General features: G+C 63.7%; 27 protein-coding genes and 1 pseudogene. 10 read left to right on the top strand and 18 right to left on the bottom strand.

Features of this window, described 5'->3' with window-relative positions:
- Nucleotides 1-47 precede the first annotated feature (47 nt).
- Genes EIO64_RS11220 through EIO64_RS11195 form a run of 6 tightly spaced genes read left to right on the top strand, consistent with a single transcriptional unit; the run spans nt 48 to nt 5,268 of the window.
- The gene (locus EIO64_RS11220) at nt 48-998 is read left to right on the top strand and encodes an ABC transporter permease (protein WP_025545294.1); all 951 of its coding nucleotides are present in this window, start codon (nt 48-50) and stop codon (nt 996-998) included.
- Nucleotides 995-1,807: an ABC transporter permease gene (locus EIO64_RS11215; RefSeq protein ID WP_021748026.1), complete on the top strand. Its 813-nt coding sequence runs from the start codon at nt 995-997 to the stop codon at nt 1,805-1,807. Before EIO64_RS11220 ends, EIO64_RS11215 begins: the two co-directional genes overlap by 4 nt.
- Nucleotides 1,807-2,598 (top strand): ABC transporter ATP-binding protein, encoded by a 792-nt coding sequence (locus EIO64_RS11210; protein ID WP_021748025.1) that lies wholly within the window; start codon nt 1,807-1,809, stop codon nt 2,596-2,598. Before EIO64_RS11215 ends, EIO64_RS11210 begins: the two co-directional genes overlap by 1 nt.
- A complete protein-coding gene (locus EIO64_RS11205) occupies nt 2,595-3,332 on the top strand; it encodes an ABC transporter ATP-binding protein (protein WP_021748024.1) in 738 nt (245 codons plus the stop codon). Before EIO64_RS11210 ends, EIO64_RS11205 begins: the two co-directional genes overlap by 4 nt.
- Before the next feature lie 2 nt (nt 3,333-3,334).
- Complete coding sequence (locus EIO64_RS11200) at nt 3,335-4,456, top strand: DUF3810 domain-containing protein (protein ID WP_119310412.1); 1,122 nt, start codon at nt 3,335-3,337, stop codon at nt 4,454-4,456.
- Nucleotides 4,453-5,268: a glycosyltransferase family 8 protein gene (locus EIO64_RS11195; RefSeq protein ID WP_021748022.1), complete on the top strand. Its 816-nt coding sequence runs from the start codon at nt 4,453-4,455 to the stop codon at nt 5,266-5,268. The genes EIO64_RS11200 and EIO64_RS11195 overlap by 4 nt, the downstream gene beginning before the upstream one ends.
- Nucleotides 5,269-5,424: 156 nt before the next feature.
- Here the strand turns inward: EIO64_RS11195 and htpG are convergent, their stop codons facing one another.
- Nucleotides 5,425-7,308 carry a molecular chaperone HtpG gene (gene htpG / locus EIO64_RS11190; protein ID WP_119310411.1) on the bottom strand — a complete coding sequence of 628 codons (1,884 nt, stop codon included), beginning with the start codon at nt 7,306-7,308 and terminating at the stop codon, nt 5,425-5,427.
- A 182-nt stretch (nt 7,309-7,490) separates the two neighbouring features.
- On the opposite strand from htpG, the gene EIO64_RS11185 reads away from it, so the two are divergent.
- Both EIO64_RS11185 and EIO64_RS11180 read left to right on the top strand, forming a co-directional pair.
- The gene (locus tag EIO64_RS11185) at nt 7,491-7,919 is read left to right on the top strand and encodes a ribonuclease P Rpr2/Rpp21/SNM1 subunit family protein (RefSeq protein WP_021748020.1); all 429 of its coding nucleotides are present in this window, start codon (nt 7,491-7,493) and stop codon (nt 7,917-7,919) included.
- Between the two features lie 12 nt (nt 7,920-7,931).
- Nucleotides 7,932-8,540, top strand: a complete 609-nt coding sequence (locus EIO64_RS11180; protein ID WP_119310410.1) for a GNAT family N-acetyltransferase — start codon at nt 7,932-7,934, stop codon at nt 8,538-8,540.
- A gap of 57 nt (nt 8,541-8,597) precedes the next feature.
- On the opposite strand, the gene EIO64_RS11175 is transcribed toward EIO64_RS11180, so the two are convergent.
- The 6 genes and pseudogenes from EIO64_RS11175 to EIO64_RS11150 form a co-directional block, all read right to left on the bottom strand.
- Nucleotides 8,598-9,674 (bottom strand): branched-chain amino acid aminotransferase, encoded by a 1,077-nt coding sequence (locus EIO64_RS11175; protein ID WP_021748018.1) that lies wholly within the window; start codon nt 9,672-9,674, stop codon nt 8,598-8,600.
- A 433-nt stretch (nt 9,675-10,107) separates the two neighbouring features.
- Nucleotides 10,108-10,644 carry a 2-oxoacid:ferredoxin oxidoreductase subunit gamma family protein gene (locus EIO64_RS11170; protein WP_021748017.1) on the bottom strand — a complete coding sequence of 179 codons (537 nt, stop codon included), beginning with the start codon at nt 10,642-10,644 and terminating at the stop codon, nt 10,108-10,110.
- A 1-nt stretch (nt 10,645) separates the two neighbouring features.
- Nucleotides 10,646-11,404 carry a thiamine pyrophosphate-dependent enzyme gene (locus EIO64_RS11165; RefSeq protein ID WP_119310409.1) on the bottom strand — a complete coding sequence of 253 codons (759 nt, stop codon included), beginning with the start codon at nt 11,402-11,404 and terminating at the stop codon, nt 10,646-10,648.
- A 1-nt stretch (nt 11,405) separates the two neighbouring features.
- A pseudogene (locus EIO64_RS11160) lies at nt 11,406-12,475 on the bottom strand (3-methyl-2-oxobutanoate dehydrogenase subunit VorB).
- A gap of 17 nt (nt 12,476-12,492) precedes the next feature.
- Nucleotides 12,493-12,705 carry a 4Fe-4S dicluster domain-containing protein gene (locus tag EIO64_RS11155; RefSeq protein ID WP_021748014.1) on the bottom strand — a complete coding sequence of 71 codons (213 nt, stop codon included), beginning with the start codon at nt 12,703-12,705 and terminating at the stop codon, nt 12,493-12,495.
- A gap of 35 nt (nt 12,706-12,740) precedes the next feature.
- Nucleotides 12,741-13,424, bottom strand: coding sequence for a P-loop NTPase (locus EIO64_RS11150; RefSeq protein ID WP_021748013.1), 684 nt, complete (start codon nt 13,422-13,424; stop codon nt 12,741-12,743).
- Nucleotides 13,425-13,589: 165 nt separating this feature from the next.
- Here EIO64_RS11150 and EIO64_RS11145 point away from each other — a divergent pair, with 165 nt between their 5' ends.
- Nucleotides 13,590-14,273 (top strand): FadR/GntR family transcriptional regulator, encoded by a 684-nt coding sequence (locus EIO64_RS11145; RefSeq protein ID WP_025544674.1) that lies wholly within the window; start codon nt 13,590-13,592, stop codon nt 14,271-14,273.
- Between the two features lie 89 nt (nt 14,274-14,362).
- Here EIO64_RS11145 and EIO64_RS11140 read toward each other — a convergent pair whose 3' ends face one another.
- The gene (locus EIO64_RS11140; RefSeq protein ID WP_197714234.1) at nt 14,363-16,246 is read right to left on the bottom strand and encodes a heavy metal translocating P-type ATPase; all 1,884 of its coding nucleotides are present in this window, start codon (nt 16,244-16,246) and stop codon (nt 14,363-14,365) included.
- A 151-nt stretch (nt 16,247-16,397) separates the two neighbouring features.
- Between EIO64_RS11140 and EIO64_RS11135 the strand changes: the two genes are divergently transcribed.
- Nucleotides 16,398-16,790, top strand: a complete 393-nt coding sequence (locus EIO64_RS11135; RefSeq protein ID WP_249390653.1) for a GNAT family N-acetyltransferase — start codon at nt 16,398-16,400, stop codon at nt 16,788-16,790.
- Nucleotides 16,791-16,900: 110 nt separating this feature from the next.
- Here the strand turns inward: EIO64_RS11135 and EIO64_RS11130 are convergent, their stop codons facing one another.
- The 10 genes from EIO64_RS11130 to EIO64_RS11085 form a co-directional block, all read right to left on the bottom strand.
- A complete protein-coding gene (locus tag EIO64_RS11130; protein WP_119310408.1) occupies nt 16,901-17,176 on the bottom strand; it encodes a metal-sensing transcriptional repressor in 276 nt (91 codons plus the stop codon).
- 62 nt (nt 17,177-17,238) lie between these two features.
- The gene (gene aroQ / locus EIO64_RS11125; RefSeq protein ID WP_025545245.1) at nt 17,239-17,673 is read right to left on the bottom strand and encodes a type II 3-dehydroquinate dehydratase; all 435 of its coding nucleotides are present in this window, start codon (nt 17,671-17,673) and stop codon (nt 17,239-17,241) included.
- Nucleotides 17,654-18,898, bottom strand: coding sequence for a shikimate kinase (locus EIO64_RS11120; protein WP_021748006.1), 1,245 nt, complete (start codon nt 18,896-18,898; stop codon nt 17,654-17,656). Before EIO64_RS11120 ends, aroQ begins: the two co-directional genes overlap by 20 nt.
- Nucleotides 18,899-18,901: 3 nt before the next feature.
- Complete coding sequence (locus EIO64_RS11115; protein WP_021748005.1) at nt 18,902-20,038, bottom strand: bifunctional chorismate mutase/prephenate dehydratase; 1,137 nt, start codon at nt 20,036-20,038, stop codon at nt 18,902-18,904.
- A complete protein-coding gene (gene aroC, locus EIO64_RS11110; protein ID WP_136891351.1) occupies nt 20,025-21,116 on the bottom strand; it encodes a chorismate synthase in 1,092 nt (363 codons plus the stop codon). The genes EIO64_RS11115 and aroC overlap by 14 nt, the downstream gene beginning before the upstream one ends.
- A complete protein-coding gene (locus tag EIO64_RS11105) occupies nt 21,106-22,350 on the bottom strand; it encodes a 3-phosphoshikimate 1-carboxyvinyltransferase (RefSeq protein WP_119310406.1) in 1,245 nt (414 codons plus the stop codon). The genes aroC and EIO64_RS11105 overlap by 11 nt, the downstream gene beginning before the upstream one ends.
- The gene (gene aroB / locus EIO64_RS11100) at nt 22,351-23,421 is read right to left on the bottom strand and encodes a 3-dehydroquinate synthase (RefSeq protein ID WP_021748002.1); all 1,071 of its coding nucleotides are present in this window, start codon (nt 23,419-23,421) and stop codon (nt 22,351-22,353) included.
- 50 nt (nt 23,422-23,471) lie between these two features.
- Nucleotides 23,472-24,308: a prephenate dehydrogenase gene (locus EIO64_RS11095; protein WP_021748001.1), complete on the bottom strand. Its 837-nt coding sequence runs from the start codon at nt 24,306-24,308 to the stop codon at nt 23,472-23,474.
- A gap of 3 nt (nt 24,309-24,311) precedes the next feature.
- Entirely contained in the window at nt 24,312-25,325 is a 1,014-nt protein-coding gene (gene aroF / locus EIO64_RS11090; protein WP_119310405.1) for a 3-deoxy-7-phosphoheptulonate synthase, read from the bottom strand.
- Nucleotides 25,326-25,655: 330 nt separating this feature from the next.
- Complete coding sequence (locus EIO64_RS11085; RefSeq protein WP_021747999.1) at nt 25,656-26,216, bottom strand: zinc dependent phospholipase C family protein; 561 nt, start codon at nt 26,214-26,216, stop codon at nt 25,656-25,658.
- Between the last annotated feature and the right edge of the window lie 207 nt (nt 26,217-26,423).

Raw genomic sequence — 26,423 nt, 5'->3', positions numbered from 1 at the left:
AATGCGCGGCAGGTATGCTGCCGCTGCCCCGGAAGGGAGATGATGCCATGAAGTACGTATGCAAGCGGATTTTGATGCTGCTGGTCACCATGGTCATCGTCTCCCTTCTGGCGTTTGCGGCCTTTGAATTGATCCACGGCAGTGCGGCGGAGATCATGCTGGGCACCCAGGCCACGCCGGAGCGCGTGGCGGAGCTGGAGGCGGAGCTGGGGCTGGACCGCCCCTTCGCGGTGCGGTATCTGGAGTGGCTGGCGGGCTTTTTCACCGGGGACCTGGGGATTTCTTACAGTTATAGCCAGCCGGTGTGGGAGCTGATTGCCCCCAAGGTGGGGATTACCCTGTGCCTGAGCCTTCTCAGCTTCGCGCTGATTGCCGTGGTGTCCATTCCCCTGGGGCTGTGGGCCTCCCGCGGGCACAGCAGGGTGGGAGACGCCGTGGGGACGGTGTTGGACCAGCTGTGCATGGCGGTGCCGCCGTTTTTCACCGGCATCCTGATTTCCTGGCTGTTCAGCATCACCCTCCGCTGGTTTGTCCACGGCCAATTCCCGGATCTGGGTGCGGACCCGACCGGGGCGTTCCGGTATCTGTTTTTCGCGGCTGCGGCCATCGCCATCCCCCGGATCGCCATGACCGTGCGGATGCTCCGCAGCACCATTCAGGGGGAGATGCGGCGGGACTATGTCCGCACCGCCATCTCCCGGGGCAATGACCGGGGGGCGGTCCTGCGGCGCCATGTGCTGCGCAACGCCCTGGTGCCGGTGGTGACCTTCCTGGCCCAGACCATGGCGGAGATCGTGGCGGCTGGCATCGTGGTGGAGCAGGTGTTTGCCATCCCGGGGCTGGGACGGCTGCTGGTGGCCTCCATCTCCAACCGGGACTACCCCGTGGTGCAGGCCATCGTGGTGATCCTGGCCTTCTGGGTGGTGCTGGCAGGCACCGTGGCAGACATTGTCAACCAGCGGATCGACCCCCGCCTGCGGCTGGGAGGTGCGTCATGAAGCGGCGGATGAACGGATACCTGCTGGCCGGGCTGATTGTCACCGGCCTCATGGCGGCGCTGATCCTGGTCGGCCTGGTGTGGACGCCCTACGACCCGGACGCCCTGCTGGCAGGGCCCAAGCTGGAGGGCCCCTCCCTGGCCCACTGGCTGGGGACCGACAGCTTCGGCCGGGACATCTTCAGCCGGGTGCTGCAGGGGGCGGGCACCACCTTCCTGATCGCCCTGAGCACCGTGGCCATCGGCGCGGTGTGCGGCACGGCAGCGGGCGCCCTCACGGGCTATTTCGGCGGCGTGGTGGACGAGGTCCTGATGCGCCTGAATGACGCGCTGACCGCCTTTCCCAGCATCCTGCTGGCCCTGGTTCTCATCAGCATCCTGGGGCCGGGGAATAAATACAACGTGGTGATCGCCCTGGGGATCGTGTTCATCCCCAGCTTTGCCCGGGTGACCCGCACCGCCTTCGCGGCGCTGCGGGACGTGAATTATGTGAAGAGCGCCCGGCTGATGGGGGCCTCCAGCGGCCGCATCCTGGTGCGGCAGATCCTGCCCAACACCACGCAGGTGCTGCTGCCGGCCATCACCATCGGCTTCAACAACGCGGTGCTGGCGGAGGCCTCCATGAGCTATCTGGGCATCGGCGTCACGCCGCCGGACGCCTCCCTGGGCTACATGCTCTCGGAGGCGCAGGGGATGCTGACCAGCGCCCCCTGGTATGCCCTGGGTTCCGGCGGCGCCATCGTGCTGCTGATCTTCGGCGTGGGTCTCATCGGCGAGGGCCTGCAGCGCCGGAACGGGGGGGTGTCCTGATGCTGGAGATCCGAGATCTGCATGTGAAATTCCACACCCGGCAGCGGGAGGCCGTGGCGGGCGTGTCCCTGACCATCCACGACGGGGAGATCCTGGGGCTGGTGGGCGAGTCCGGCTCCGGCAAGTCTGTCACCGCCATGAGCGTGGCGGGACTGCTGCCCCGAAAGCAGTGCGACTTTTCCGGGGAGATCCTGCTGGACGGCGCGGAGCTGCTCCACGCAGACCGCACGCTGCTGCGGCAGGTCCAGGGGAGGGAGATCGGCGTGGTGTTCCAGGAGCCGCAGAGCTGCATGGACCCCCTGATGCGTATCGGCCCCCAGGTGGAGGAGGTGCTGCGTATCCACACAGACCTCTCCCGGGAGGCGCGGCGGGACCAGGCCCTGGCGGCCCTGGCAGCAGTGGAGCTGCCGGACCCGGCGGGCGTGTATCGGAAGTATCCCCACGAGCTCTCCGGCGGGATGCTGCAGCGGGCCATGATCGCCGCGGCCGTCGTGGCACGGCCCAAGCTGCTGCTGCTGGATGAGCCCACCACCGCCCTGGACGTGACCATCCAGGCCCAGATTTTGGAGCTTTTGAAAAAGCTGAACCGGGAGTCCGGCATCTCCATGCTGTTCATCTCCCACAACCTGAACGTGGTGCGGAAGCTCTGCACCCGCACGGCGGTGATGCAGCGGGGCGTGCTGGTGGAGGAGGGGGACATCGAGACGGTGTTCCGCCATCCCCGGCACCCATACACCCAGCGGCTCATCGCCGCCATTCCCACCCGGCACCGGAAGGAGGAGACGCCATGAGCGAACAGGAGCTGGTGCTCTCCGTCCGGCACGTCACCAGCGGATACCGGGACCGCGGGCTCTTCCGCCGCGGCCCCTATCAGGAGGTCCTCCGCGACGTGACCTTTGATGTGCGCCATGGGGAAATCCTGGGTCTGGTGGGCGAGTCCGGCACCGGAAAATCCACCCTGGCCAGGACCATCCTGGGCATTGTGAAGCCCGACCAGGGGCAGGTGATTCACTACACCAAGCGGCCCCAGATGATCTTTCAGGACCCGTACAGCGCGCTGAACCCCGCCTATTCGGTGGAGTGGACCCTGGAGGAGCCGCTGCGGGTCTACGGCAAGTATGACGCCCCGGAGCGCAAGCGCCGGGTGCGGGAGATGCTGGACCGGGTGGGTCTGCCGGAGGAGTGTCTGGCGGCAAAACCGGCGGAACTCTCCGGCGGACAGCGGCAGCGGGTGTCCATTGCTGCAGCGCTGATCCAGCGGCCCCGGTTCCTCATTGCCGACGAGCCGGTGTCCGCCCTGGACGTGACCATCCAGGCCCAGATCCTGGACCTGCTGCGGACGCTGCGGCGGGAGCTGGATCTCAGCTATCTCTTTATCTCCCACGACCTGAATGTGGTGTACCAGCTCTGCGACCGGGTGCTGGTGATGAAAGAAGGCCGCATCGTGGAGCAGGGAACAGTGGATGACATCTTCGACCACCCGAAAGACGACTATACCCGCCAGCTGCTGGCGGCAGCGGAGTGAGCATGACATTTTTCAAGTCCCACCAAAAACTGCACATCTGGCTGCTGGCGGACCTGGTCCTGCTGGCGGCCTTCTGGATCGCCCGGGAGCACCGGGACTGGATGAACGCCCTGGAGCGATTTGTATCCGCCCCGATCCGGAGATCTCTGGGCAGCCTGTGCTATCGGGTCTCCTTCTCTGTGATGGAGGTGCTGTATGTCCTGGCGGCCGTCCTCGCGCTGGCCTATGTGGTATGGAACATCACGGCGGTAGTCAGGGCCAGAGGGCGGCGGAAGCGCCGGGCTTACAGCGCGGTTCTGGGGGCGGTCTGCGCCGGGCTGAGCGTCTGCGCCGCTACCTGCCTGCTGTGGGGGGTGTGCTATTACACGGACACCTTCCAGGACCGGTCCGGCATCCGGGCGGAGGAGGTATCGCTCCCGGATCTGACGGCGGTGACCGCGTGGTTCGCGGAAAATCTGGCGCAGACAGCCGACCAGGTGCCCCGGGATGAGGCGGGGACGTTCAATGCGTCTCTGAACGAGATCTTTGCCGGGAGCACGGACATCTACCAGGGCGCGGAGGACCTGTTCCCCTTCCTGGAATTTGAGGACCGAGCGCCCAAGCGGATGTTCTTCTCCAGGGTCATGAGCGCCATGAACTTCACCGGCGTCTACTTTGCTTTCACCGGGGAGTCCAACATCAACGTGGACGCCCCCGCCTGCCTGATCCCCTCCACCATCGCCCACGAGCTGTCCCACCAGCGGGGCATCGCCTCGGAGCAGGAGTGCAACTTCCTGGCGGTGCTGGCCTCCACCACCAGCGGCGATCCGGTGTACGAATACTCCGGCTGGCTGATGGGGTACATCCACCTGGGCAACGCCCTGTACCAGGCGGATCCGGCGGCCTGGCAGGCCATCCGGGACAGCCTTCCGGACACGGTGCTGGCGGATCTGGCATCTAATAACGCCTACTGGGCATCCTTCGAGGGGGCTGCGGCGGATGCCAGCCAGAAGGTGTACGACACGATTTTGAAGGGCTACGGCCAAGAGGACGGCATCCGCTCCTACGGGACGGTGGTGGACCTGCTGGTGGCCTATTACCGGGACACGGCCCGGACCAACGGATCGGAGGGCTTGACCACATGAACATTCTGGTGACACTGGACCGCAACTATCTCCCGCCCCTGCGGGTGATGCTGGGCTCTCTGCTGCGGAATGATCCTGGCGAGACCTTTGAGATTTACGCCATCGGAGACGGCCTGCTGCCGGAGGACTGGGCGGCACTGGAGGAGCTCTGCGCCGGTCGGGGGCGCATCCACCCGTTGGAGGTGCCGGCGGACCTGTTCGCCGACGCGCCGGTGGCCCGGTACTGGACCCGGGCCATGTACTACCGGCTGCTGGCGGCGGAGCTGCTGCCGCGTTCTCTGGACCGGGTGCTGTATCTGGACCCGGACATTCTGGTAATCAATCCCGTCCGGGCCCTGTATGATACGGACCTGGAGGGAGACCTGATGGCCGCCGCCACCCACACCGGGCTGCTGGCGGGCATCACAGACCCGGTGAACCGGCTGCGGCTGGAGAACTATGAGGCGGAGGCCTACTACAACTCCGGCGTACTAGTGATGGATCTGTCCGCCATGCGGCGGGAGGTCCGGCCGGGTGACATCTTCGACTATGCCCGGGAGCACGCCGACATTCTGCTGCTGCCGGACCAGGACGTGCTCAACGGCCTGTACGGCGGACAGATCCTGGGGGTGGACGACAGCCTGTGGAACTACGACGCCCGGCGGTTTGACCGCTACCTGCTGCTGAGCCAAGGGGAGCGGGACATGGACTGGGTGATGGACCACACGGCCATCCTCCACTTCTGCGGCAAGCGCAAGCCCTGGAACCACAGCTATCAGGGCCGGTTTTCCGCCCTGTACAAGCACTACCAGCGGCTGGTGGAGCGGCGGTGAGGGCGGTACCGATCCACGCGGCTGTCTTCTCGGGTGGCCGAGGGCGGCCGCCCCTACCCGATGGAAAAAACGCCGGGATGGCAGAGAGATCCGTCCTGAAGCAAATCAAACAAGCGGTCCCGGGTTTTACCCGGGACCGCTTTTGCGCATGGTATTTTATTTCATCAGCTCGCACACCAGATCAGTGTAGCCGGAGGGATCCTCCAGGGGCAGACCTGCGATCAGCAGAGCCTGGTCGTACAGCAGCGTGGCGTACTTTTTGGCCTTCTCCGGGTCCGCTGTCACGGCGGCCTCCAGGGCCTGGAAAGCTGGGTGCTCCACATTCAGCTCCAGAATCCGCTCGGCGCGGATGGCGCTGTCCGGCTGGACCGCCTGGAAATACTTCTCCATCTCAAAGCTCAGGCCCTCCCCTGCCGTCAGGCACACGGGATGGGACTTCAGCCGGGCGCTGGCCTTGACCTCCTTCACCTGATCTCCCAGGGTCTCCTTGACGAAGTCGAACACGGCCTTGTGGGCGTCTGCGGCCTCCTCGGCCTTCTTCTCGGCACCCTCCTCGATCTCCTGGTCCAGGACAGAGCGGAACTCCTTGTCCTGGAAGGTGTGAAGGATCTGGGCGCAGAACTCGTCCACCTCCTCCGTGAAGTAGAGGATCTCCGTGCCGGACTCCCGCAGGCCCTCGGTCTGGGGCAGTTTGTCGATCTTCTCCAAGCTCTCGCCGGCCGCGTAGTAGATGAACTTCTGCTCCTCCTTCATCCGGGAGACATACTCCGCCAGGGTGACGGGCTTCTTTTCCGTGGAGGAGTAGAACAGCAGCAGATCCTGCAGCAGGTCCTTGTGGGCGCCGTATTCGCTGACGACGCCGTATTTGATCTGCCGGCCAAAGTTCTTCCAAAATTTCTCGTAGCCCTCCCGGTCGTCCTTCAGCAGCTTACCAAGCTCGCTCTTGATCTTCTTCTCCAGGTTGGCCGCGATGACCTTCAGCTGCCGGTCGTGCTGGAGCAGCTCCCGGGAGATGTTCAGGGACAGGTCGGGAGAGTCCACCACCCCCCGGACGAAGCGGAAGTGCTCCGGCAGCAGGTCGGCGCACTTGTCCATGATGAGGACGCCGTTGGAGTACAGCTGCAGTCCCTTCTCGTACTCCTTGGTGTAGTAGTCGAAGGGCGTGGCACCGGGGATGAACAGCAGCGCCTTGTAGGTGACGGCGCCCTCGGCGGACACGGCGATGACCTTTTGGGGGTCGGCGTAGTCGTGGAACTTGTCCCGATAGAACTTGTTGTACTCCTCCGGCTTCACGCTGGACTTGCGCCGCTGCCAGATGGGCACCATGGAGTTCAGCGTCTCCTCTTCCTGATACGTCTCGTACTCCGGCTTGTCGTCGGGGCTACCCTCCTTCCGGCGGGTCTTGGAGACCTCCATTCGGATGGGGAAGCGGATGTAGTCGGAATACTTCCGCACCAGCTCTTGGAGCCGCCAGGACTCCAGGAACTCACTGTACTTCTCATCATCGGTGTCCGCCTTGATGTGCATGATGATGTCCGTGCCCACGGCATCCCGCTCGCATTCGGTGATGGTGTAGCCGTCGGCGCCGGAGGACTGCCACATCCAGGCGGCGTCGGCGCCGTACTTCCTCGTCACCACGGTGATGTGGTCCGCCACCATAAAGGCGGAGTAGAAGCCCACGCCGAACTGGCCGATCACGTCGGTGTCCTTGGCGTCGTCCCCCACCTCCTGCTTGAACTTGTAGGAGCCGGAGGAGGCGATGACGCCCAGGTTGTTCTCCAGGTCCTCCTTGTCCATGCCGATGCCGTTGTCGGAGACGGTCAGAGTCCGGTGTTCCTTGTCCACCTTGATCTCGATCTTGAAGTCCTTGCGGCTCATGCCCACGGCGTCATCCGTCAGGGCCTGGTAGCACAGCTTGTCACAGGCGTCGCTGGCATTGGAGATGATCTCCCGGAGAAAGATCTCCTTGTGGGTGTAGATGGAGTTGACCATCAGGTCCAGCAGCCGCTTGGACTCCGCCTTGAATTGCCGTTTTGCCATGATATTGCACTTCCTTTGGTGTTTTTTCTCAACAGAAATCAGTATAGCACTTTGAACAAAACAAATAAATGACCAATTTGTAAATTCCGCCCGCAAACGGTTGTGCGGCGGTGGGTTTGCGTGTAAAATAATGACAGAATCACACCCTGCGGCAGGAGCCGCCGGAAAAGGAGTCCTTATCTATGGGAGTCTTTCAAAAAATCGGGAACGCACTGGCCCGGCTCATGTACGGACGCAACGGCGTGGACCAGTTGAGCCTGGCCATTGTGGTGGGAAGTCTGGTTCTGGACCTCGTCTCCATGTTTGTGGCCCCCCATCATCTGTGGCTGGGGAATGCGCTGTACCTGGTGTCCATCGCCGCTTGGGCCTTCGCCCTGTTCCGCATCTTCTCCCGGAATCTCACCAAGCGCCGGAGCGAAAACCAGCGGTGGGTGAACTGGATGTGGCGGATGAAGAGCAGCCGCCAGAATGCCAAGGCCCGCCATGCGGACAAGGCCCACAAATACTTCACCTGCAAGAACTGTAAAACCATCTGCCGGGTGCCGGTGGGCAAGGGGAAAATCGTCATCACCTGCCCCAAGTGCGGCGCCCAGATTCATGCCAGGACGTAAGGGGCGGCGGAGATGGCTGAAAGAGAAGCCCCGGGAGCGCCGGCGTTCCGCTTTGCCGCGCCAGCAGACAGCGCCGCCCTGCTGAAGATCTACGGAGAATACCTGGACACTCCCATCACCTTTGAGTGTGCGCTGCCCTCAGAGGCGGAATTTGCCGGACGCATCGCCGCCGTCGGCCGGGAGTATCCCTATCTCGTATGCCTGGAGAAGGGGCGGATCGTGGGCTATGCCTACGCCCACCGCCAGGCGGAGCGGGCCGCCTATCAGTGGAATGCGGAGCTGTCCGTCTATCTGGACCGCTCATGCACCTCCCGGGGGCTGGGAAGGCGGCTGTACGGCGCCCTGATAGACATTCTGCGGCTGCAGGGCATCCGCACGGTCTACGGCTGCGTCACCGTGCCCAATGAAAAGAGTGAGGGGCTCCACCAAGCCCTGGGCTTCCGGCGGCTGGGCACCTACCGCAGCACTGGGTACAAGTGCGGCGCCTGGCGGGATGTGGCCTGGTTTGAAAAGCCCATCGCCCCCTACGATCAAAATCCGGAGCCGATCCGCCCCGTGGGAGACATCCCGGCTGAGGCTCTGGCCGCCATTTTAAAGCGTTATGAAGCGGAGCAGCCCTGAGCGGGACGCAGGAAAAGAGCGGAGCCTTTCGGCTCCGCTCTTTTTGACGATGGGAACTCAGCCCTTGCACACGGGGACGATCCAGCCCTTGGTGTCGGGCAGCTTGCCCCACTGGATGCCGGTGAGGGTGTCGTACAGCTTCTGCGTCAGCTCGCCGATCTTGCCGCCGCTGATGAAGACCTTGTCGCCCTTCCAGTCCAGTTCCTTGACGGGGGAGACGACGGCGGCGGTGCCGGTGCCGAAGACCTCCTCCAGCTTGCCGTCGTGGCCGGCCTTCATGATGTCGGCGATGGCCACGTGCTCCTCGCAGACCTCATAGCCCCAGTCCTTCAGCAGTTCGATGATGGAGCGGCGGGTGACGCCGGGCAGCACTGTACCGGTGCAGGGGGCGGTGTAGATCTTGCCGTCGATCTTGAACATAATGTTCATGGAGCCGACCTCTTCCACATACTTCTTCTCCACGCCGTCCAGCCACAGCACCTGGGCGAAGCCCTGCTGCTCGGCCATCTCGCCGGCCTTGATGGAGGCGGCGTAGTTGCCGCCGCACTTGGTGAAGCCGGTCAGGCCGGGCGCGGCGCGGATGTACTCGTCCTCCACGTAGATGCGGACGGGATCGATGCCCTCGGCATAGTAGGCGCCGGAGGGAGCGCAGATGACGCAGAACGTGTAGTTCCGGCTGGCGTGGACGCCCATGCCCACATCGGTGGCGAATACAAAGGGACGGATATACAGGGAGGCGCCGTCAGAATGGGGCACCCAGTCCTTGTCCACTTCCACCAGGGTCTTCACGGCCTGGACGAAGTCCTCCACAGGGATCTTGGGAATGCACATCCGGTCAGCGGAGTCCTGCATCCGCTGGCCGTTACAGTCGGGGCGGAACAGCTGGATGGTGTTGTCCGCGGTCCGGTAGGCCTTCAGGCCCTCAAAGATCTCCTGCGCGTAGTGGAAAATCACGCAGGCGGGATCCAGGGGGAAGGGCTGATAGGGGACGATGCGGGCGTCATGCCAGCCCTTGTCCGGCGCATAGTCCATGACGAACATGTGGTCGGTGAAAATCTTGCCGAAGCCCAGCTTGCTCTCGTCCGCGGGCTTGGCCTTGGGGCTGGTGGTCTTGGTGATTTGAATATCCAGCATATTGATCGCTCCTTAAAAATAGTTTGAAGTTTTGGGGGATAGCAAAAAGACTTTCGCGCACTCCTGCCCTGCACAGGAGAGGCGAAAGTCAAACTTCCGTGGTACCACTCTCGTTGCCGCTGGTCCAGCGGCCGCTCGTCTGCCCCGATAACGGAGGGCGTCCGGTGCGGCGTACTGGGAAAGCTCTGTTCCGCCCACTGCTCCCGGGGGAGGCCAGCAAAGCTGCCCCCGCTGCCTCGCACCGTCCGGCAGCTCTCTGAGGGGAGAGATCTTCGCGGCGTGTCCCGTTCCACGCAATATAAAGCCATATTCTTCTATGATATCTTTTATACGCTGATACACAGCCAAAGTCAACTGTTAAAATGCACAGAAAGCGCAGGGCCCGCCAAAGAGAGAGGGCCGGTGAGCAAACTCGCCGGCCCTCTGAAACAAATCACTGCACGCAGGCCATGCCGCGGCGGAACGCCTCGATGTTCAGGGGGACGAACTTGGCCTTGGCGCCGGTGAACATCTCCTGGATCATCTTCTCGATGGTCTCCGCCTTCAGCACCTTAGTGCCGGCCACATAGGCGCCCAGCATCACCATGTTGCTGACCTTGGGGTTGCCCACCTCGTCGGCGATCTGGGAGCAGGGGATGTAGTAGGCCGTCAGGTCCGTGCGGGAGACTTTATCCGTCACCACGTCGCTGTTGACGAATACCATGCCGCCGGGGACAACGCCCTCCTCGAACTTGACCAGGGAGGGCTCATTCAGGGCGATGAGCTCGGTGGGATGGGCGAACACGGGAGATCCCACGGGCTTGTCGGAGAGCACCACAGAGCAGTTGGCGGTGCCGCCACGCATCTCGGGGCCGTAGGAAGGAGCCCAGGTAACGTTCAGGCCCTCAGCCATGCCGGCCTCTGCCAGATTCTTGCCGATGGCCAGGCCGCCCTGGCCGCCGAAGCCGGAAATGACGATCTCTTTTTTCATCTCATTTCACCTCCGCGCCTTCCGGGGCCGTCTCCTTGATGACACCCAGAGGATAGTAGGGGACCATGTTGTCCTTCAGCCACTGATTGGCCTTCAGCGGCGTCATGCCCCAGTTGGTGGGGCAGGTGGACAGCACCTCGATAAAGGTGAAGCCCTCGCCGTTCATCTGCTTCTGGAATGCCTTCTTGATGGCCTTCTTGGCCTTGTTGATGTTGGCGATATCCGTGACGCAGACCCGCTCGGCATAGGCGCAGCCGTCCAGGGTGGAGAGCATCTCCGCCATGCGGATGGGCATACCGGCCTGCTCCCGGGTGCGGCCCTCCTGGCAGGTAGTGGCCTTCTGGCCGATCAGAGTGGTGGGGGCCATCTGACCGCCGGTCATGCCGTAGATGGCATTGTTGACAAAGATGGTCGTGAACTTCTCGCCCCGCATGGCGGCGTGGACGATCTCCGCCGCGCCGATGGAGGCCAAGTCACCGTCGCCCTGGTAGGTGAACACCGCCTGATGGGGATGGGTGCGCTTGATGCCGGTAGCTACGGCAGGCGCCCGGCCGTGGGCGGCCTCCTGCATGTCGCAGTTGAAATACTTGTACGCGAAGACGGAGCAGCCCACGGGGCACACGCCGATGGCGTCATCCAGCAGACCCAGCTCCACCAGCGACTCTGCCACCAGCTTGTGGATGATGCCGTGGTGGCAGCCGGGGCAGTAGTGGAACTCCACGTCCGTCAGGCCCCGGGATTTCTCATATACGATCGCCATGTCACTTGCCCTCCTTCAAGGCCTTCTTGGCCGCTTCTACCATCTCTTCCACGGTGGGCATCACGCCGCCGGCGTGGCCCAGGTAATGGATGGGCTTTCTGCCCTCCACGGACAGACGGACATCGTCGATCATCTGGCCGGTGGAGCTCATCTCCACATCCAAAAATGCCTTCACGTGGTCGGCCTTGGAGAGCTTGCGCAGGGCCTCCTCCGGGAAGGGCCACAGGGTAATGGGACGGAACAGGCCCACCTTCAGCCCCTCGGCGCGCAGCGTCTCAAGGGCGGTGAGGGCGATCCGGGCAGGGGTGCCGTAGGCGGTGATGACGATCTCGGCGTCCTCGCACTCCGTCTCGGACCAGCGGACCTCGTTCTTCTCCATCAGGGCGTATTTCTCCGCCAGATGGTCGTTGTGACGGTCGCACTCCTCCGGATCCATGTACAGGGAGTTGATGATGTTGTTGTGGTCCCGGTCCTTACGGCCGGTGGTGGCCCAGTCCTTGGGGGCAGGTCCCGCTTGGGGACAGGACGCCACTCGATGGGCTCCATCATCTGGCCAATCAGGCCGTCCATAACCACCATGACGGGGTTGCGGTACTGGTCGGCAATGTCAAATGCCTCCTGGACGAAGTCCACCGCCTCCTGCACATTGGAGGGGGAGAGGACCAGCGTCCGGTAATCGCCGTTGCCGCCGCCGCGGGTGGCCTGATAGTAATCGCCCTGGCCGGGCTGAATGGTGCCCAGGCCCGGACCGCCGCGCATGCAGTTGACGATGACGCAGGGCAGCTCGGCGCCGGCGATGTATGTAATGCCCTCCTGTTTCAGGCTGATGCCGGGGGAGGAGGAAGAGGTCATGGCCCGCATGCCGGCGCCGGCGGCGCCGTACACCATGTTGATGGCCGCAACCTCAGACTCAGACTGCAGGAACACGCCGCCCGCCTTGGGCAGATGGGCGGACATATACTCCGGGACCTCGCTCTGAGGCGTGATGGGATAGCCGAAGAAGCAGTCGCAGCCGGCGCGGATGGCGGCCTCGGCGATGGCTTCATTTCCTTTCCAAAGTTCTTTTTCCACGGTCGATGACCTCCTTCTCAGAATTTTTCCACAGTGATGATGGAGTCCGGGCAGATCTTCGCGCAGCTGGCGCATGCAATGCACTGGCTGATGTCCGTCACATGGGCGGGGTGATACCCCTTCCGGTTGATGACGGCCTGATCGATGGCGACGATGTGCTTCGGGCACACAGTGGTGCACAGCTCACAGCCCTTGCACCGGTCAGAGTTGAAGGTTACCTTTGCTGTCATGGTTGCAGGATGCCTCCTTTTTTCCTGCCGCGGAGTCAGCGCTCCCACGGCTTTTTCATATTGATGGCAATGGGGAACACGGGTTCCCCCAGGTCTGACAAGGATTCTAAGAACCGCCGCTCCGCCGTGTGGCAGAGGATCGGGATTCCGGTCTGCCGGGAAACCTCTTGTGCCAGGGCGGCGCCCTTGCGGATTTCGGCCGGCGTGGTCTCGCCGCACAGATGGGTGTTGTTCACCAGGCCCGAGCAGGTGAGGCCGGTGACGGCCTCAATGGAGCGGAGGTAGGCGGCGGCGCTCTCCGCATCCCGCACCTCCGGCCGGTTGGCGTTGAGGACGAAGATCAGCTGGTAATCCTCCTGTACGATCTTGGGCTGAAACCGGGCCAGCACCCGGGCGCCCACCGGATCGCCGCCGATATCCAGGATGCCCCGGATCTCCCGGTTCTCCAGAATGGTCAGCAGCTCCGCCGGCAGGGCGGGGACATCCGCGTCCGAACAGGCCTGGGAGGAGGAAATCACCCGCACACCGGCTTTTTCCAGGAGGGGCCGCCGCTCCCGAGAGCGGAAATAGGGGTTGACGATATCCAGATCCGCCAGCATTACCTGTTCCCCCTCAGCGGCCAGCGCCAGGGCCAGATTGACGGAGACCTCCGTCTTTCCGGTGCCGTAGTGGCCGGTGAGGATCGAGACGCGGTGGGAAAACATGTCCTTGGCCGTCACAAGCGGTTCACCTCATTTTTTCACAAAATAGTTGTATTATTTTTTCATTTGTTGTATGATGTCATTGTACTCTAAAAGAGATATGATGTCAAGGACATTTCCGTACTGGCCGGAAAATCCAGTGGAGAAATGCCTGACCTCACCACGGATGATGGAGGGATGCGCATGGGTGAGGGACGGAAAGTCAAATTGTCGGAGCGGACGGCCGACCGGCTGTGCGAGCTAATCATGGACGAACGGCAGTTCACGCCGGGGAGCAAGCTCCCGAATGAAAACGAACTCAGTGAGGCGCTGCACGTCAGCCGCACCACGCTCCGGGAGGCCATCTCCTTTCTGGTGGCCCAGGGCGTGTTGGAGATCCGCCGGGGCAAGGGCACGTTTGTCACGGAGGATCTGCCCGCCAGCGCGGTGGATCTGACGGCGCTGTCCAACCTGCGGTCCCGGGTCCGGGCCAGGGACCTGTTTGAAATGCGGCTGATCTTTGAGCCCGCCACCGTGGCGCTGGCCTGTCAGCGTGCCACAGACGAAGAACTGGCGCAGATCCGCCAGAAAGCGGAGCGGATGGAGCGCATCGCAAAGGCGGGCGGAGACTGGCCCCTGGCGGACCAGGAGTTCCACATGGCCATCATCAAGGCCTCCCACAACGAATATATGCGGCGGCTGTACCCGATCATCAACGGCGCGGTGAACGAGATCCTGCAGGTCTCCGTAAATCGGGCGCACATGCAGAGCATCGCCATCGCGGACAACTACATGATTCTGGACTTTCTGATGCAGCGGGACGAGGCTGGCGCCCGCCACGCCATGAGCATTCACATCCGGCACCTGCTGAACACCCTGAAGGGGTGAGAAGCCAGGACTTAAAAAGCCCCCGGCAGAGGCCGGGGGCTTTTTGCTGTAGGAGGGCGCAGAATCTTCTGTCCCATGGCCTGCCGCTGTCACGGGCGCTTCCGCCACTTCAGCAGCAGAGAGGAGTTGACAATCACCAGCACGGACCCGGCGTTGTGGACCAGGGCGCCCACCACCGGGTTCAGGATACCGGTGATAGCCAGGGCGATGGCGATGAAGTTCAAGGTCATGGAGAAGGCCAGATTGCTCTTGATGGTGCGCATCATCCGCTTGGAGAGTGCCAGCAGATGGGGCAGCTCCCGGATGTCGTCGTTTACCAGGGCGATGTCCGCGGCGTCCACAGCGATGTCGCTGCCCACGCCGCCCATGGCAATGCCCACATGGGCCCGCTTCAGGGCTGGAGCGTCGTTGATGCCGTCCCCCACCATGCAGACCAGATGGCCGCTCTGCTGGCTGCGGTCGATCCAGGTTAGCTTATCCTCCGGCAGGCACTCCGCCTGGAAGGTGCCGATGCCCAGCTCTCCGGCAATATGCCGGGCGGCCCTCTCGTGGTCGCCGGTGAGCAGCACCGGGGTCACGCCGGTGGCCCGGACATCCCGGATGGTCCCGGCGGCGTCCGGCCGCAGGGTGTCTGCCAGGGCCAGAAAGCCCGCCGGGCGGCCGTCTACCGCCACATAGATGACGGTGCAGCCCTGCTCCAGGGCAGGGACGGCAGCCTGGGACAAGGATTCCCAGGGGACATGTTCCTCTGTCAGCAGCTCCCGGTTACCGGCGACGAGGTGATGACCCGCCACAGTGGCAGAAACACCCCGGCCGGGGAGCATCTGGAAGTCCGCTGTCTCCGGCGGCGCCGCGACGGTCTCGGCTCGCCAGCCCTGAACAACGGCACGGCCCAACGGGTGCTCGGACCGGAGCTCCGCCCCCGCAGTCCAGGCGTAGAGCGCGTCCCGGGATACGTCCGGCAGCAGGCTCTCCACCAGCTTCACCTGGGGGGTGCCGAGGGTCAGAGTGCCTGTTTTGTCAAAGGTCACCTGGGAGACGGAGGCCAGCCGTTCCAGAGCGTCTCCCTCCCGCACCAGAAAGCTGTGCCTGGTGGCGTTGCCGATGGCGGCCATGATGGCAGTGGGAGTGGCCAGCACCAGGGCACAGGGGCAGAATACCACCAGAATGGTCACCGCTCGGATGGGATCCCGGGTGATGAGGCCCGTCAAGGCGGCGGCGGTCAGGGCCGCCACTACGATCCAGGTGGCCCAGCGGTCTGCCAGCCCCACGATCCTGGCCTTGCCGGCATCGGCGGACTGGACCAGCCGGATCATCCGCTGGATAGAACTGTCCTCCCCCACCTTCGTCGCCCGCATCTCGAAGGCGCCGAACTGGTTCACCGTGCCGCTGGAAACCTCGTCTCCGGGCCCCTTGTCCACAGGCAGGGGCTCGCCGGTCATCACCGCCTGGTTGATGGAGGTCTGTCCGGTGAGAATCTCTCCGTCCACTGGCACGGTCTCGCCCGGCAGCACCCGGAGCACGTCGCCCACAGCCACCTGCTCGGCGGGAATGGCCTCCTCCCGGCCGCCGGTGAGGCGGCGGGCGGTCTGGGGCGTCAGATGCACCAGCTTCTCGATGCCGGCCCGCGCCCGGGCCACCGTGAGATCCTCCAGCAGGGCGCCCAGCTGCATGATGAAGGCCACCTCGCCGGCGGCGAAGTCCTCCCCAATGATGAGGGAGGCAATCAAGGCGATGGACACCAGCACGTCCGCCTTGATGTCAAAGGCTGTCACCAGGCCGATGACTGCCTCCAAGATGATGGGGATACCGCAGAGGACGACAGCTGCCCAGGCGGCGTCAAAGGGCAGCTGCGGCAGCAGGTCGAAGATGCTGACAAGCAGGGCGATGCCGGAGAAGACCAGGCAGGTCACGGCCTTCTTCACGCCGCCCCACTCCAGAAATCGCTCCAGAGTATGGATCAAATGGCTCACATCCTCTCTTTATACCTATGGGGGTATATGTATATTATACCCATAGGGGTATGCCTGTCAAGAAAAAGTGCCGCCGTTTTCAGGCAAAATACCTTGCGGCACACAGATTCTTCCTGTAAAATGACCACAAAACAGGAAGGAGAGAACAGAAATGCGACTACGGCGCTACCGGACAGAAGACCTGCCCATTCTGGCCCGCCTGTTCGGTGAGACGGTTCGGCAGGTGAACTGCCGGGACTACACCCTGCCCCAGGTGGAAGCCTGGGCCGCCGGAGAGGCGGATCTGCTGACACGGGACAGCTGGTTTCAGCGGCTGTACACCCTGGTAGCAGAGGCGGGCGGGCGGATTGTGGGCTACGGCAATGTGGAGGATACCGGTTATCTGGACCACCTGTTCGTCCGGTGGGACTGCCAGGGACAGGGCATCGCCGCAGCCCTGTGTGACGCGCTGGAGGCCCACTGCCGGGAATTGGGGTGGACGCCGTCACTGTCCACGCCTCCAAGACCGCCCTGCCCTTCTTCCTCGGCCGGGGCTATGCGATAGAGCGGGAACAGCAGGTGCCCTGCCGCGGACAGGTATTGACCAATTACGCTCTGGAGAAAATCCTGTAACATATACAAAGGGGATCGGCTTTTCAGCCGATCCCCTTGCCTTCAACCCATGTTGGAGAACCGCTCCACCGCCTTGGTGAAGCTCTCGATGGTCTTGTCCGCATCCCCGTGCTGGATGCCGTCCCGGACACAGTGCTGGATGTGCCCCTCCAGCACCACCTGCCCGCACTTGTGGAGGGCGGACTTGGCGGCGTTGATCTGGGACAGCACATCCTCACAGGGCACGTCCTCGTCTACCATGCGGTCAATGGCCTGCACCTGGCCGACGATCTTCTTCAGCCGCCGGTGCAGGTTGTCCGCATCCATACATTGTCTCATGCCGACACCTCCCGGATACCCAATGGGGTATGGGCATATTATCCGTCAGAGACCGCCGTTTGTCAAGCGTCCGCGCCGCAGAGAAACCGCAGGGCCTCCACATATCCCTGGAGCCCATGGCCCCGGATGGTGGCCGCGCAGGCGGCCCGGATGTAGGAGACACGGCGGAACTCCTCCCGGCTGTCCGGGTCGGAGACGTGGACCTCCACCGTGGGGATCCCCACCGCCTTCACGGCATCCAGCAGGGCCACACTGGTGTGGGTGTAGGCTGCCGGGTTGATGATGATGCCGTCCACATGGTCGAAGTATGCCTGCTGGATGGCGTCCACCAGGGCCCCCTCGTGGTTGGACTGGAAGAAGGAGACGGACGCGCCCAGCCGGTCCGCCTCCGCCCGGATCAGCGCCTTCAGGTCCTCATAGGTCTCATGGCCGTAGATCTCCGGCTGGCGGATTCCCAGCATGTTCATATTGGGGCCGTTAACTACCAGAATGTGCACAAAAATCCCTCCAGATAGCGGCGGCGGTGTCCTCCACCGTGCCGCTGTTGTCAATCTCCACGTCCCGGAATCGGGCGTACAGGGGCGCCCGCTCCCGCCACATGGCGGCCAGATCCGCCCCCTGGGACAGGGGCCGGCCCTCGGTGGGCAGCAGGCTGAGATCCCGCACCAGCTGATAGATGCGGCCGTTCTGATGGAGGGCCGCGTAGTTTTCCGCCGTCTTGATGATACCGCCGCCGGTGAGGAGGATGACGCCTGTGCGCTTCCCAGCCTCCTCCGCGGCGGCCCGCTCCCGGGCCCGGAAGCCGGACTCGCCTTCACGCTGGAAGATCTCCGGGATGGAACAGCCGGCGGTGGTTTCGATCATCTGGTCCAGATCCACGGCCTCCCGGCCGGTGAGGCGGGAGAGCGCCTCCCCCACCGTGGTCTTGCCACTGCCGGGCATGCCGATCAGGATGAGGTTGGTCATCTCCCGCCGGAGCTGAACCAAAATCCGCTCATTCTCACCGGCGGGAATGGACCTGTTGAAGAACCGCTCCTCTGCCGCCACCGCCTGGGCCACCAGCATGGGCAGTCCGTCAGAGCAGGGGATGCTCCGCGCCTCCGCCTGCAGCAGCAGGGCCGTGCGCCGGGGATTGTAGATGACGTCCAGCACCCCCTGACAGACCGGAAATACGGACAGGTCCACGGGAGACTGGCCGTTGCCGGGGTACATGCCCACCGGAGTGGCGTTCACCAGGATCTCCGCGTCAGCGTGGCGAGAGAGGTTGTCATAGTTGTCCGGACCGAAACGGGATACCACCACAACCTCCGCCGCGCCCCCCTGCCGGGCGGCGGTCTGGGCCGTCAGAGACGCCCCGCCGCTGCCCAAAATCACGACTTTTTTCCCTGACAGGGAGATACCCGCCCGGCAGGCCATATAGAGGAACCCGTCGATGTCCGTATTATAGCCCACCAGCTTGCCGTCTGCGCACCGGACGATGGTGTTGACGCTGCCGATGGCCTCCGCCGCCGGGTCGATCTCATCGCACAGGGGCATCACGTCCCGCTTGTAGGGGATGGTGACGTTCAGGCCGCCGATGTCCTTCCGGTGAAGAAAGGGAGCCAGTCCATCCGGCTCCAGCTCGAGAAGGCGGTAGGCGCCGTTGCCCAGGGCGGCATGGATGGGGACGGACCAGCTGTGGCCCAGCTTCCGGCCCAGCAGGCCGTAAATCCGCTCATCCATGGCTCAGACTTCCGCGTAGTTGCCCAAGAACTGGAACTCGGCACAGCTGCGCTCCATCTCCTCCAGCATGGCCAGGACGCTGGGATCCTGGACGGAGGCGTCCAGCTCCAGGAAGAAAACAAACTCAAAGTCACTTCCCGCCACGGGGCAGGACTCCAGCTTCGTCATGTTGATGTCCAGTGCCGCCAGCTTGGAGAGGATTTCATACAGGGCGCCGGGCCGGTTGTCAAAGGCGATAATCAGGCTGATCCGGTTGGCGCCGGCATAGATCACCGGATCCTTGGTGATGCAGATGAACCGGGTGTAGTTGTTGTCGCTGTCCTGGATGCTGTCGTTGAGGCAGGTCAGGCCGTACAACGCCGCGCAGGGGTGGGAGGAAATGGCGGCGGCGTGGCGGTCGCCCTTCTCCGCCACCATCTTGGCGGCCATGGCGGTGTTGTCGCAGGGGATGACACGGACGCCGTTGAGGCTGTTCAGGAACTTGCTGCACTGGCCGATGGCCTGCTCGTGGGAGTAGATCTCCGTGATGTCCTCCATCTTCACGCCGGGCAGCGTCAGCAACTCGTGCCGGATGCACAGCCGGGTGGACCGGACGATGGAGAGGTTGTGGTCCTGCAGCAGCTCGTACACCGCCCGGACGGAGCCGTTGGAGCTGTTCTCAATGGGCAGCACACCGAACCTGCACAGGCCGGACTCCACAGCGGACACCACAGCCTGGAAGGTCTTCACATACACGATGTTGCCCCGGGGCAGCAGCCGGTCACAGGCCACCTGGGAGTTGGCCCCCTCCACGCCCTGACAGGCCACCAGGCCCGTCTGGGGAAAGACCGAGGTACCGGCCTCCAGAGAGGCGCGGACTTGGGCGGCCACCTTGGTGGGGGCGGAGATCAGCTCTGCCTGCCGGGACCGGGCCAGCTCGAACAGGGTGGAGAACAGGTGGTAGGCATACCGCTCCCGCTCCCCGGATTTCTCCGTCACCTTGGCCAGGATGGCCCGCTCCCGTTCTTTGTTCAAAATGGGCAGATGGTGCGCATTCTTGTAGGCAGCCACCTCGTCGGACAGGTCCATGCGCTGCAGGAACAGGTCCAGCAGCTGCTCGTCCACTGCGTCGATCTTCTCTCGAATCTCAGAAAGTTCCATGATGTCCCTCCAATAATAAATCTAACAGCACGGCGGCAGTAACCGCCTCCACCACCGGGACCGCCCGGTGGGCAATGCAGGGGTCGTGCCGCCCGTGAATCACAAGCTCCGCATTCTCTCCGGCGGACAGGCTGACCGTCCGCTGGGGCTGGGCGATGGACGGTGTGGGCTTCATGGCCGTCCGCAGGACGATGGGCATTCCGCTGGTGATGCCCCCCAGAATGCCGCCCGCGTGGTTGGTCTGCGTCTGCACCCGGCCGTCCTCCATCACAAAGGGGTCGTTGTTTTCGGACCCCCGGGACCGGGCGGCGGCGAAGCCGTCCCCAAACTCCACGCCCTTCACGGCGGGAATGCCGAAGAGGGCGGCGGCCAGCCGGTTTTCCACGCCGCCGAACATGGGCTCCCCCAGTCCGGCGGGAAGGCCCGTGGCGGCACACTCAACGACGCCTCCCACAGAATCCAGATTTTTCCAGGCCTCCAGAATCAGCGCCTGCATCCGCTCCCCCGCCTGGTCGTCCAGCACCGGGAATGGCTTGGCAGCCACGGCGTCAAACAGCTCCTTCGTGGGCCGCAGGGGGAATAATGCATCCGCCACCGTCCCCACGGACTGGAGGTGGGCCCCTACGTATACGCCCCGGCGGGAGAGAATCTGCTTGGCGATGCCGCCGGCGATACACAGGGGCGCCGTCAGCCGGCCGGAGAAGTGGCCGCCGCCCCGCATGTCCGCCTGCCCGCCCCACTTGACAAATGCAGTGTAGTCTGCGTGGCCGGGCCGGGGCTTGTCCTGCAGGGCATCATAGTCCGATGAGTGCTGGTCTCCATTTTCGATGACCGCGCACAGAGGGGCTCCACAGGTGACGCCGTTTTCCAGGCCGGAGAGGAACACCGGCGCGTCGGCCTCCCTCCGGGCGGTGGAAAGGTGGCTCTTCCCCGGCTTCCGCCGGGCCAGGAAGGCGTTCAGCTCCTCCAGGTCGATGGCCTCCCCGGCGGGCAGGCCATCCACCACCACGCCGATGGCCCTTCCATGGGATTGGCCGAAGACAGAGATTTTCAGGAGACTGCCGAATTCAGAGGACATGGATATCACCTCCCAGGTTCTTGTACACCTCCCAGAAATCCGGGTAGGACTTCTGCACGCATTGGGCCCCCAGCACCGTGACGGGGCCGGTACAGGCGGTGGCGGCGATGGCGGCCGCCATGGCGATCCGGTGGTCGTTGGCGCAGTCCACCATGCCGCCGGTGAGCGTCCCGCCGTGGACTGTCAGAAAGTCCGGCCCCTCCTCCGCCCGTCCGCCCAGGGCGGTCAGCAGGGCGGCGGTGGTGGAAAGCCGGTCGCTCTCCTTCATCCGCAGCCGGGCAGCGTTCACAAACCGGGTGGTACCGGAGCGGGCCGCCGCCATCACCGCCAGAGGCGGCAGCAGGTCGGGGCATCCGGAGACATCGATCTCCGTGTCCCCCGGCCGGGCCAGCCGCCAGTAAAGTTCGCTGACTGCCTTGTCCCCCTGCGCAGAGTCGGGATTCAGGCCCCGGATGTCCACACGGCTGTCCAGGAAATCGGCGGCGTACCAGAACCCCGCCTGGGACCAGTCCGCCTCCGCCGTGGCCTCAAAGGACTGGTAGGTCTGGCCGCCAGGGACGAAGAGCGTGTTTTCGTCCAGCCACCGGCTGGTGACACCGGCAGCGGCCTGAGCCTGCCGGGTCATCTCCAGGTAGTCCCGGCTCTCCAGGGGTGTGGTGGACACCAGGGTAGAGTCTCCCTCCAGCAGGGGCATGACGAACAGCAGCCCTGTGAAGAACTGGCTGGATACGTTGCCGGGCAGGCGGTATGTCCCCGGGTCCAGGGCCAGGGTACCGTATCCCCGACCGCCGTTTACGGTGAGGACGTTGTCCGCCAGCTTCCAGGCGATGCCCTTCTCCCGGAACAGGTCCTCGTAGGGCTTCAGCGGGCGCTCCATCAGCCGGCCTCGGCCGGTGAAGGACGCCTCTCCCTGTATCAGCAGGCCCACGGGGATCAGGAAGCGCAGGGTAGAGCCCGATTCCCCGCAGTCCAGCAGGGCATAGGGAGGTGCGATGACGATGCCGTTTCCCAGTCCGTGGACCCGGAGGGTGCCATCCGGCAGATCCTCCATCCCGGCACACATGGCAGACAGGCACCGGCGGGTGGCCCGGATGTCCTGGGAGTCCGCCAGGCCGTGGATGACGCTGATCCCGCCGCTGAGAGCAGCGGCGATCAGCAATCGGTGGGCCTGAGACTTGCTGGAGGGCGGCGTCACGGCGCCGGAGAGTTTTTTCGGGGTGATTTGAAGGTCCATTTACGCCTCCAGTCCTGCCCGGATGATGGGCAGCAGGTCCGCTACCGGGACCTTCCGCAGCTCGCAATGGCCGATCTTCCGGGGGACCACCAGGGTGATATCCCCACCGGCGCGCTTCTTGTCGGAAAGGGCTGCCTCCGCCAGGGCTTCAGCAGAGTAGTCTGTCCCGGTGGGCAGGCCATTTTTAGAAAGGCAGGCGGTGATTCGCGCCGCCAGGGACTCCTCCGTCCAGCCCAGGGCCTCCGCAGCCCGGGCGATGACGGCCAGCCCCGCCGCCACGGCGTGGCCATGGGGGATAACATAGCCGCTGCACTTCTCGATGGCGTGGCCCACAGTATGGCCCAGGTTCAAAAGCTTCCGCTCCCCCTGCTCCTTCTCGTCCCGCTCCACCACGCCGGCCTTGTAGGCGACGCACCGGGCGATGACCTCGCCGGGGTCGGCGGTGAGGGTGCCGTCCTCAAACAGGGCGAACAGGGCTTCGTCAGAGAGCACGCCGGTCTTGACGGCCTCGGCGGCCCCGTCGGCAAACACGTCGGGGGGCAGGGTCTTCAGGCAGTCCGTGTCGCAGATCACGGCGGCAGGCTGGCAGAAGGCCCCGGCCAGGTTCTTCCCGGCGGTCAGGTCCACGGCGGTCTTACCCCCCACGGAGGAGTCCACCGCCGCCAGCAGGGTGGTGGGCAGCTGGACATACCGGATGCCCCGGAGGTACACGGCGGCAGCAAAGCCCGCCATGTCCCCAGTGACGCCGCCGCCCAGGGCGGCCACGCAGTCCGTGCGGGTCAGATGCTCCGACGCCAGGAACTCCAGTAGCTCTGTCAGGGTGGAGAGATTCTTGCGCCCCTCCCCGGAGGGGAAGATATGGGAGCAGACGGCAAAGCCCGCGTCCTCCAGAGCGGCGGTGACGGTGTCCAGGTACAGGGAGGCCACGGTGTCGTCGGCCAGAACGGCGATCCTCCGCTGTCCCAGCAGCGCGGCCAGATAGTCCCCGCACCGGCCAAGCAGGCCGCTGCCAATGCGCACATCATAGGGCGGCCGGACCCGGACGGGAATGGTTCGGATGGAGTCAAACATCGAAAAACTCCTTTTATAGAATCATGTCGCGCAGCGGCGCCGGAAATAGGTCAGTTGCCGCCGGCGGTGGCCTTCAGCTCCCGGCCCTCCTTCAGCAAATCGTGCAGCCGCTGAGTATCCTTGGCCCGCAAGGCGTTGCGGTAGTCCGTCAGGTGGCCGATCAGCTCTTCCAGCTCGGCGGTGAGGAAGTCCTCATCGTCCAGAAACAGCTCTGTCCACATGTCCTCATCCAGACGGGCCACCCGGGTCATATCCTGAAAGCTGCCGGCGGAAAAGCCTCGGCGCTTCTGGGCCTCCGGCGACTTCACATAGGCGCTGGAGACGATATGGGCCAGCTGGGAAGTAAAGGCGATGATGCGGTCGTGCTCCTCCGGCGTTGAGAAGGTGAGGCCCGCAAAGCCCAGGTCCAGAAAGAAGGCCTTCAGCGTCTCCAGCAGCCGCATGTCCGTCCGCTTGTCCGGCGTCAGGATCATAGATGCTCCCACGTACAGGTCCTCTGCGGAGGCGGTGAAGCCGCCCCGCTCCTTACCGGCCATGGGGTGGCCGCCGATATAGGAGAAGCCGCGTTCCTCTGCGATGGGGGCGATGGCCGCCACCACGGTCCGCTTCACGCCGCACAGGTCCACCAGAATGGCGGACTTGGCGATCTGCGGCGCGTGCTGCCGGACCCACTCGATGGCGGCGCCGGGCCGGATCGCCACCAGGATCAGATCCGCCTGGGGCAGGTTCTCCTCCGTCAGGGGGGCGTCGATGGCGCCGCACATCCGGGCCATGGTCATGGTCTCCGCGTTCAGGTCTATGCCCCAGACGGTGTGGCTGGTGCGGTTCTTGATGCTCTTGGCCATGGACCCGCCGATGAGGCCCAGGCCGACGATGGCAACATTCATGTCTTACTCCTCCACCGTCTTCATAAAGTCATGGAGCTTCAGCAGCTTCTTCGCCAGGCCGTCGAACACCTCCGGCTTCAGGGACTGGGGGCCATCGCACAGGGCATGGGCCGGGTCGTTGTGGACCTCGATCAGCAATCCGTCGGCACCGGTAGCCACGGCGCCCATGGCCAGGGGATCTACCAGCCAGCTCTTGCCGGTGGCATGGCTGGGATCGATGATGATGGGCAGGTGGGTCAGCTTCCGCAGCACGGGGATGCAGGCCAGATCCAGGGTGTTGCGGGTGTAGCTCTCAAAGGTGCGGATACCTCGCTCGCAGAGGATCACATTCTCATTGCCGCCGGCCATGACGTACTCGGCGCTCATCAGCCACTCCTCGTAGGTGGCGGACATGCCCCGTTTGATCATGACGGGTTTGTCCTGATGGCCTACGGCCTTGAGTAGGTCGAAGTTCTGCATGTTCCGGGCGCCGATCTGGATCACGTCCACATCCTTGAAGAGGGGCAGCTGGCTCAGGTCCATCAGCTCCGTCACGATGGGGAGGCCGGTCTCCTGCCGGGCCACCTTCAGGTACTCCAAACCCGTGGCCCCCAGGCCCTGGAAGGAGTAGGGGGAGGTCCGGGGCTTGAAGGCGCCCCCCCGCAGCATGGTGGCGCCGCTGGCCTTCACCGCTTTGGCAATGGCCACCACCTGCTCCTCGCTCTCCACAGAGCAGGGACCCGCCATCAGGGTCAGATTGCCGCCGCCGATCTGGGTGTTGCCCACCTGCACCACCGTGTCCTCCGGGTGGAACTTCCGGTTGGCATTCTTGTAGGGCTCCTGGACCCGTTTCACATCCTCCACGATGTCCAGGGCGGCAATCAGGTCGATGTCCAGCTGGCTGGTATCACCCACCAGTCCTAAGATGGTGTGGGCCTCGCCGATGCTGGTGTGGATGATGATCCCCTTTTCCTGGAGCCAGGCGATCAGGCTCTCCAGCTGGTGCCGGTTGGGGTTTTGTTTCAGAACGACGATCATACTGTATTCCTCCTAAAAATGATGGGGCTGGTACAAAAAAGACCCGCAGCCGGTTCGGCTGCGGGTCGTCATGCACTGATAGCCTTTTCCTGGCGTCAGACACGATCACACACATTTTCAGCCAAACCGAAATAAGCCTTACCATAAAAATAGGTAAAGCTAAAGTAACGGTATTCGGCAGAACGGGTGATGTTGGTCATGACTGGGTTCCTTTCCGAGTCCTTTGATAGTTTCAGGATAACACCAGAAAAAGCAAATGGAAATTGACAATGATTCCAAAGAATGCGCCGAAAGGGAAACCGCTGCTGTGCGCTTTTCCCAAAACAGGGTTCAGACAGCCGCTGCGGCGCTGGCAGGCAGGCAGCCGGCCATCAGCAGGGAGGTGGCCTTCAGGATGAACTGCACATCCTTGCGCATATCGGCCACGCCGGCCATGTACTGCCGGTGCAGCTCCTGAAGGGCGTCCGCCACGTCCTGACGGAACTTCTCCCGACGAAGGGCGCGGGTGGCCAGATACTCCTCCAGATAGGCCCGCAGGTCCGTCTCATACTGGTGGTGGCAGAGCATACTGTCGGGATAATTCTCGTTATGGGGATAGGTGAACGCATCCGCCAGATAGTGGGTCAGTTTGCCCAGGGTGTAATACTGCCAGATGGTCCAGCGCTGGCGGCGCTGGAGCCGGGAGATGCGGGAGTAGATGTAGTGCTGGGAGTTGGAGTAGTTATGCCCCCGGAACTTATAGGCCCGCAGGGAGCCCTTCAAATAGGTCAGGGGGTTGCAGTCCGGCTGAAAGGAGCCGAACAGGAAGGCGAGCTCGAATCGTCTGGCCTGAAATCCCTGGGTATTCTCCAGCAGGGTGGCGGCCAGCAGTTTGTGACTGCGTTTCTGCAAGATGCACCTCCATGGAAAAAATCAAGAACAACGCCAGTATAGCACGGCGAAGCGGCCGGGCGCAAGCAGAAAAAAACAAAATTTCTATTAACTCGTCCGCGGAAAAGAGGATTGTGCGGAAGCGGAATGTGCGGTACAATAGACGGGAAAGGGAACCGGCGGCCGCGGCCCCCACGGCGGGCTGTACAAACCGCCGGAGACACCGCC

Origin of the sequence: Dysosmobacter welbionis (assembly GCF_005121165.3) — a bacterium.
GTDB lineage: Bacteria > Bacillota > Clostridia > Oscillospirales > Oscillospiraceae > Oscillibacter > Oscillibacter welbionis.
Note: the sequence above shows the minus strand (reverse complement) of the source record. Positions and strands in the feature narration are given on the sequence as shown.

Bases quoted from the DNA above. Each gene is read 5' to 3' on its own strand.
- EIO64_RS11220 (WP_025545294.1), top strand. From the start codon at position 48: ATGAAGTACGTATGCAAGCGGATTTTGATGCTGCTGGTCACCATGGTC.
- EIO64_RS11215 (WP_021748026.1), top strand. From the start codon at position 995: ATGAAGCGGCGGATGAACGGATACCTGCTGGCCGGGCTGATTGTCACC.
- EIO64_RS11210 (WP_021748025.1), top strand. From the start codon at position 1,807: ATGCTGGAGATCCGAGATCTGCATGTGAAATTCCACACCCGGCAGCGG.
- EIO64_RS11205 (WP_021748024.1), top strand. From the start codon at position 2,595: ATGAGCGAACAGGAGCTGGTGCTCTCCGTCCGGCACGTCACCAGCGGA.
- EIO64_RS11200 (WP_119310412.1), top strand. From the start codon at position 3,335: ATGACATTTTTCAAGTCCCACCAAAAACTGCACATCTGGCTGCTGGCG.
- EIO64_RS11195 (WP_021748022.1), top strand. From the start codon at position 4,453: ATGAACATTCTGGTGACACTGGACCGCAACTATCTCCCGCCCCTGCGG.
- htpG (WP_119310411.1), bottom strand. From the start codon at position 7,308: ATGGCAAAACGGCAATTCAAGGCGGAGTCCAAGCGGCTGCTGGACCTG.
- EIO64_RS11185 (WP_021748020.1), top strand. From the start codon at position 7,491: ATGGGAGTCTTTCAAAAAATCGGGAACGCACTGGCCCGGCTCATGTAC.
- EIO64_RS11180 (WP_119310410.1), top strand. From the start codon at position 7,932: ATGGCTGAAAGAGAAGCCCCGGGAGCGCCGGCGTTCCGCTTTGCCGCG.
- EIO64_RS11175 (WP_021748018.1), bottom strand. From the start codon at position 9,674: ATGCTGGATATTCAAATCACCAAGACCACCAGCCCCAAGGCCAAGCCC.
- EIO64_RS11170 (WP_021748017.1), bottom strand. From the start codon at position 10,644: ATGAAAAAAGAGATCGTCATTTCCGGCTTCGGCGGCCAGGGCGGCCTG.
- EIO64_RS11165 (WP_119310409.1), bottom strand. From the start codon at position 11,404: ATGGCGATCGTATATGAGAAATCCCGGGGCCTGACGGACGTGGAGTTC.
- EIO64_RS11155 (WP_021748014.1), bottom strand. From the start codon at position 12,705: ATGACAGCAAAGGTAACCTTCAACTCTGACCGGTGCAAGGGCTGTGAG.
- EIO64_RS11145 (WP_025544674.1), top strand. From the start codon at position 13,590: ATGGGTGAGGGACGGAAAGTCAAATTGTCGGAGCGGACGGCCGACCGG.
- EIO64_RS11135 (WP_249390653.1), top strand. From the start codon at position 16,398: ATGCGACTACGGCGCTACCGGACAGAAGACCTGCCCATTCTGGCCCGC.
- EIO64_RS11130 (WP_119310408.1), bottom strand. From the start codon at position 17,176: ATGAGACAATGTATGGATGCGGACAACCTGCACCGGCGGCTGAAGAAG.
- EIO64_RS11120 (WP_021748006.1), bottom strand. From the start codon at position 18,898: ATGGATGAGCGGATTTACGGCCTGCTGGGCCGGAAGCTGGGCCACAGC.
- EIO64_RS11115 (WP_021748005.1), bottom strand. From the start codon at position 20,038: ATGGAACTTTCTGAGATTCGAGAGAAGATCGACGCAGTGGACGAGCAG.
- aroC (WP_136891351.1), bottom strand. From the start codon at position 21,116: ATGTCCTCTGAATTCGGCAGTCTCCTGAAAATCTCTGTCTTCGGCCAA.
- EIO64_RS11105 (WP_119310406.1), bottom strand. From the start codon at position 22,350: ATGGACCTTCAAATCACCCCGAAAAAACTCTCCGGCGCCGTGACGCCG.
- aroB (WP_021748002.1), bottom strand. From the start codon at position 23,421: ATGTTTGACTCCATCCGAACCATTCCCGTCCGGGTCCGGCCGCCCTAT.
- EIO64_RS11095 (WP_021748001.1), bottom strand. From the start codon at position 24,308: ATGAATGTTGCCATCGTCGGCCTGGGCCTCATCGGCGGGTCCATGGCC.
- aroF (WP_119310405.1), bottom strand. From the start codon at position 25,325: ATGATCGTCGTTCTGAAACAAAACCCCAACCGGCACCAGCTGGAGAGC.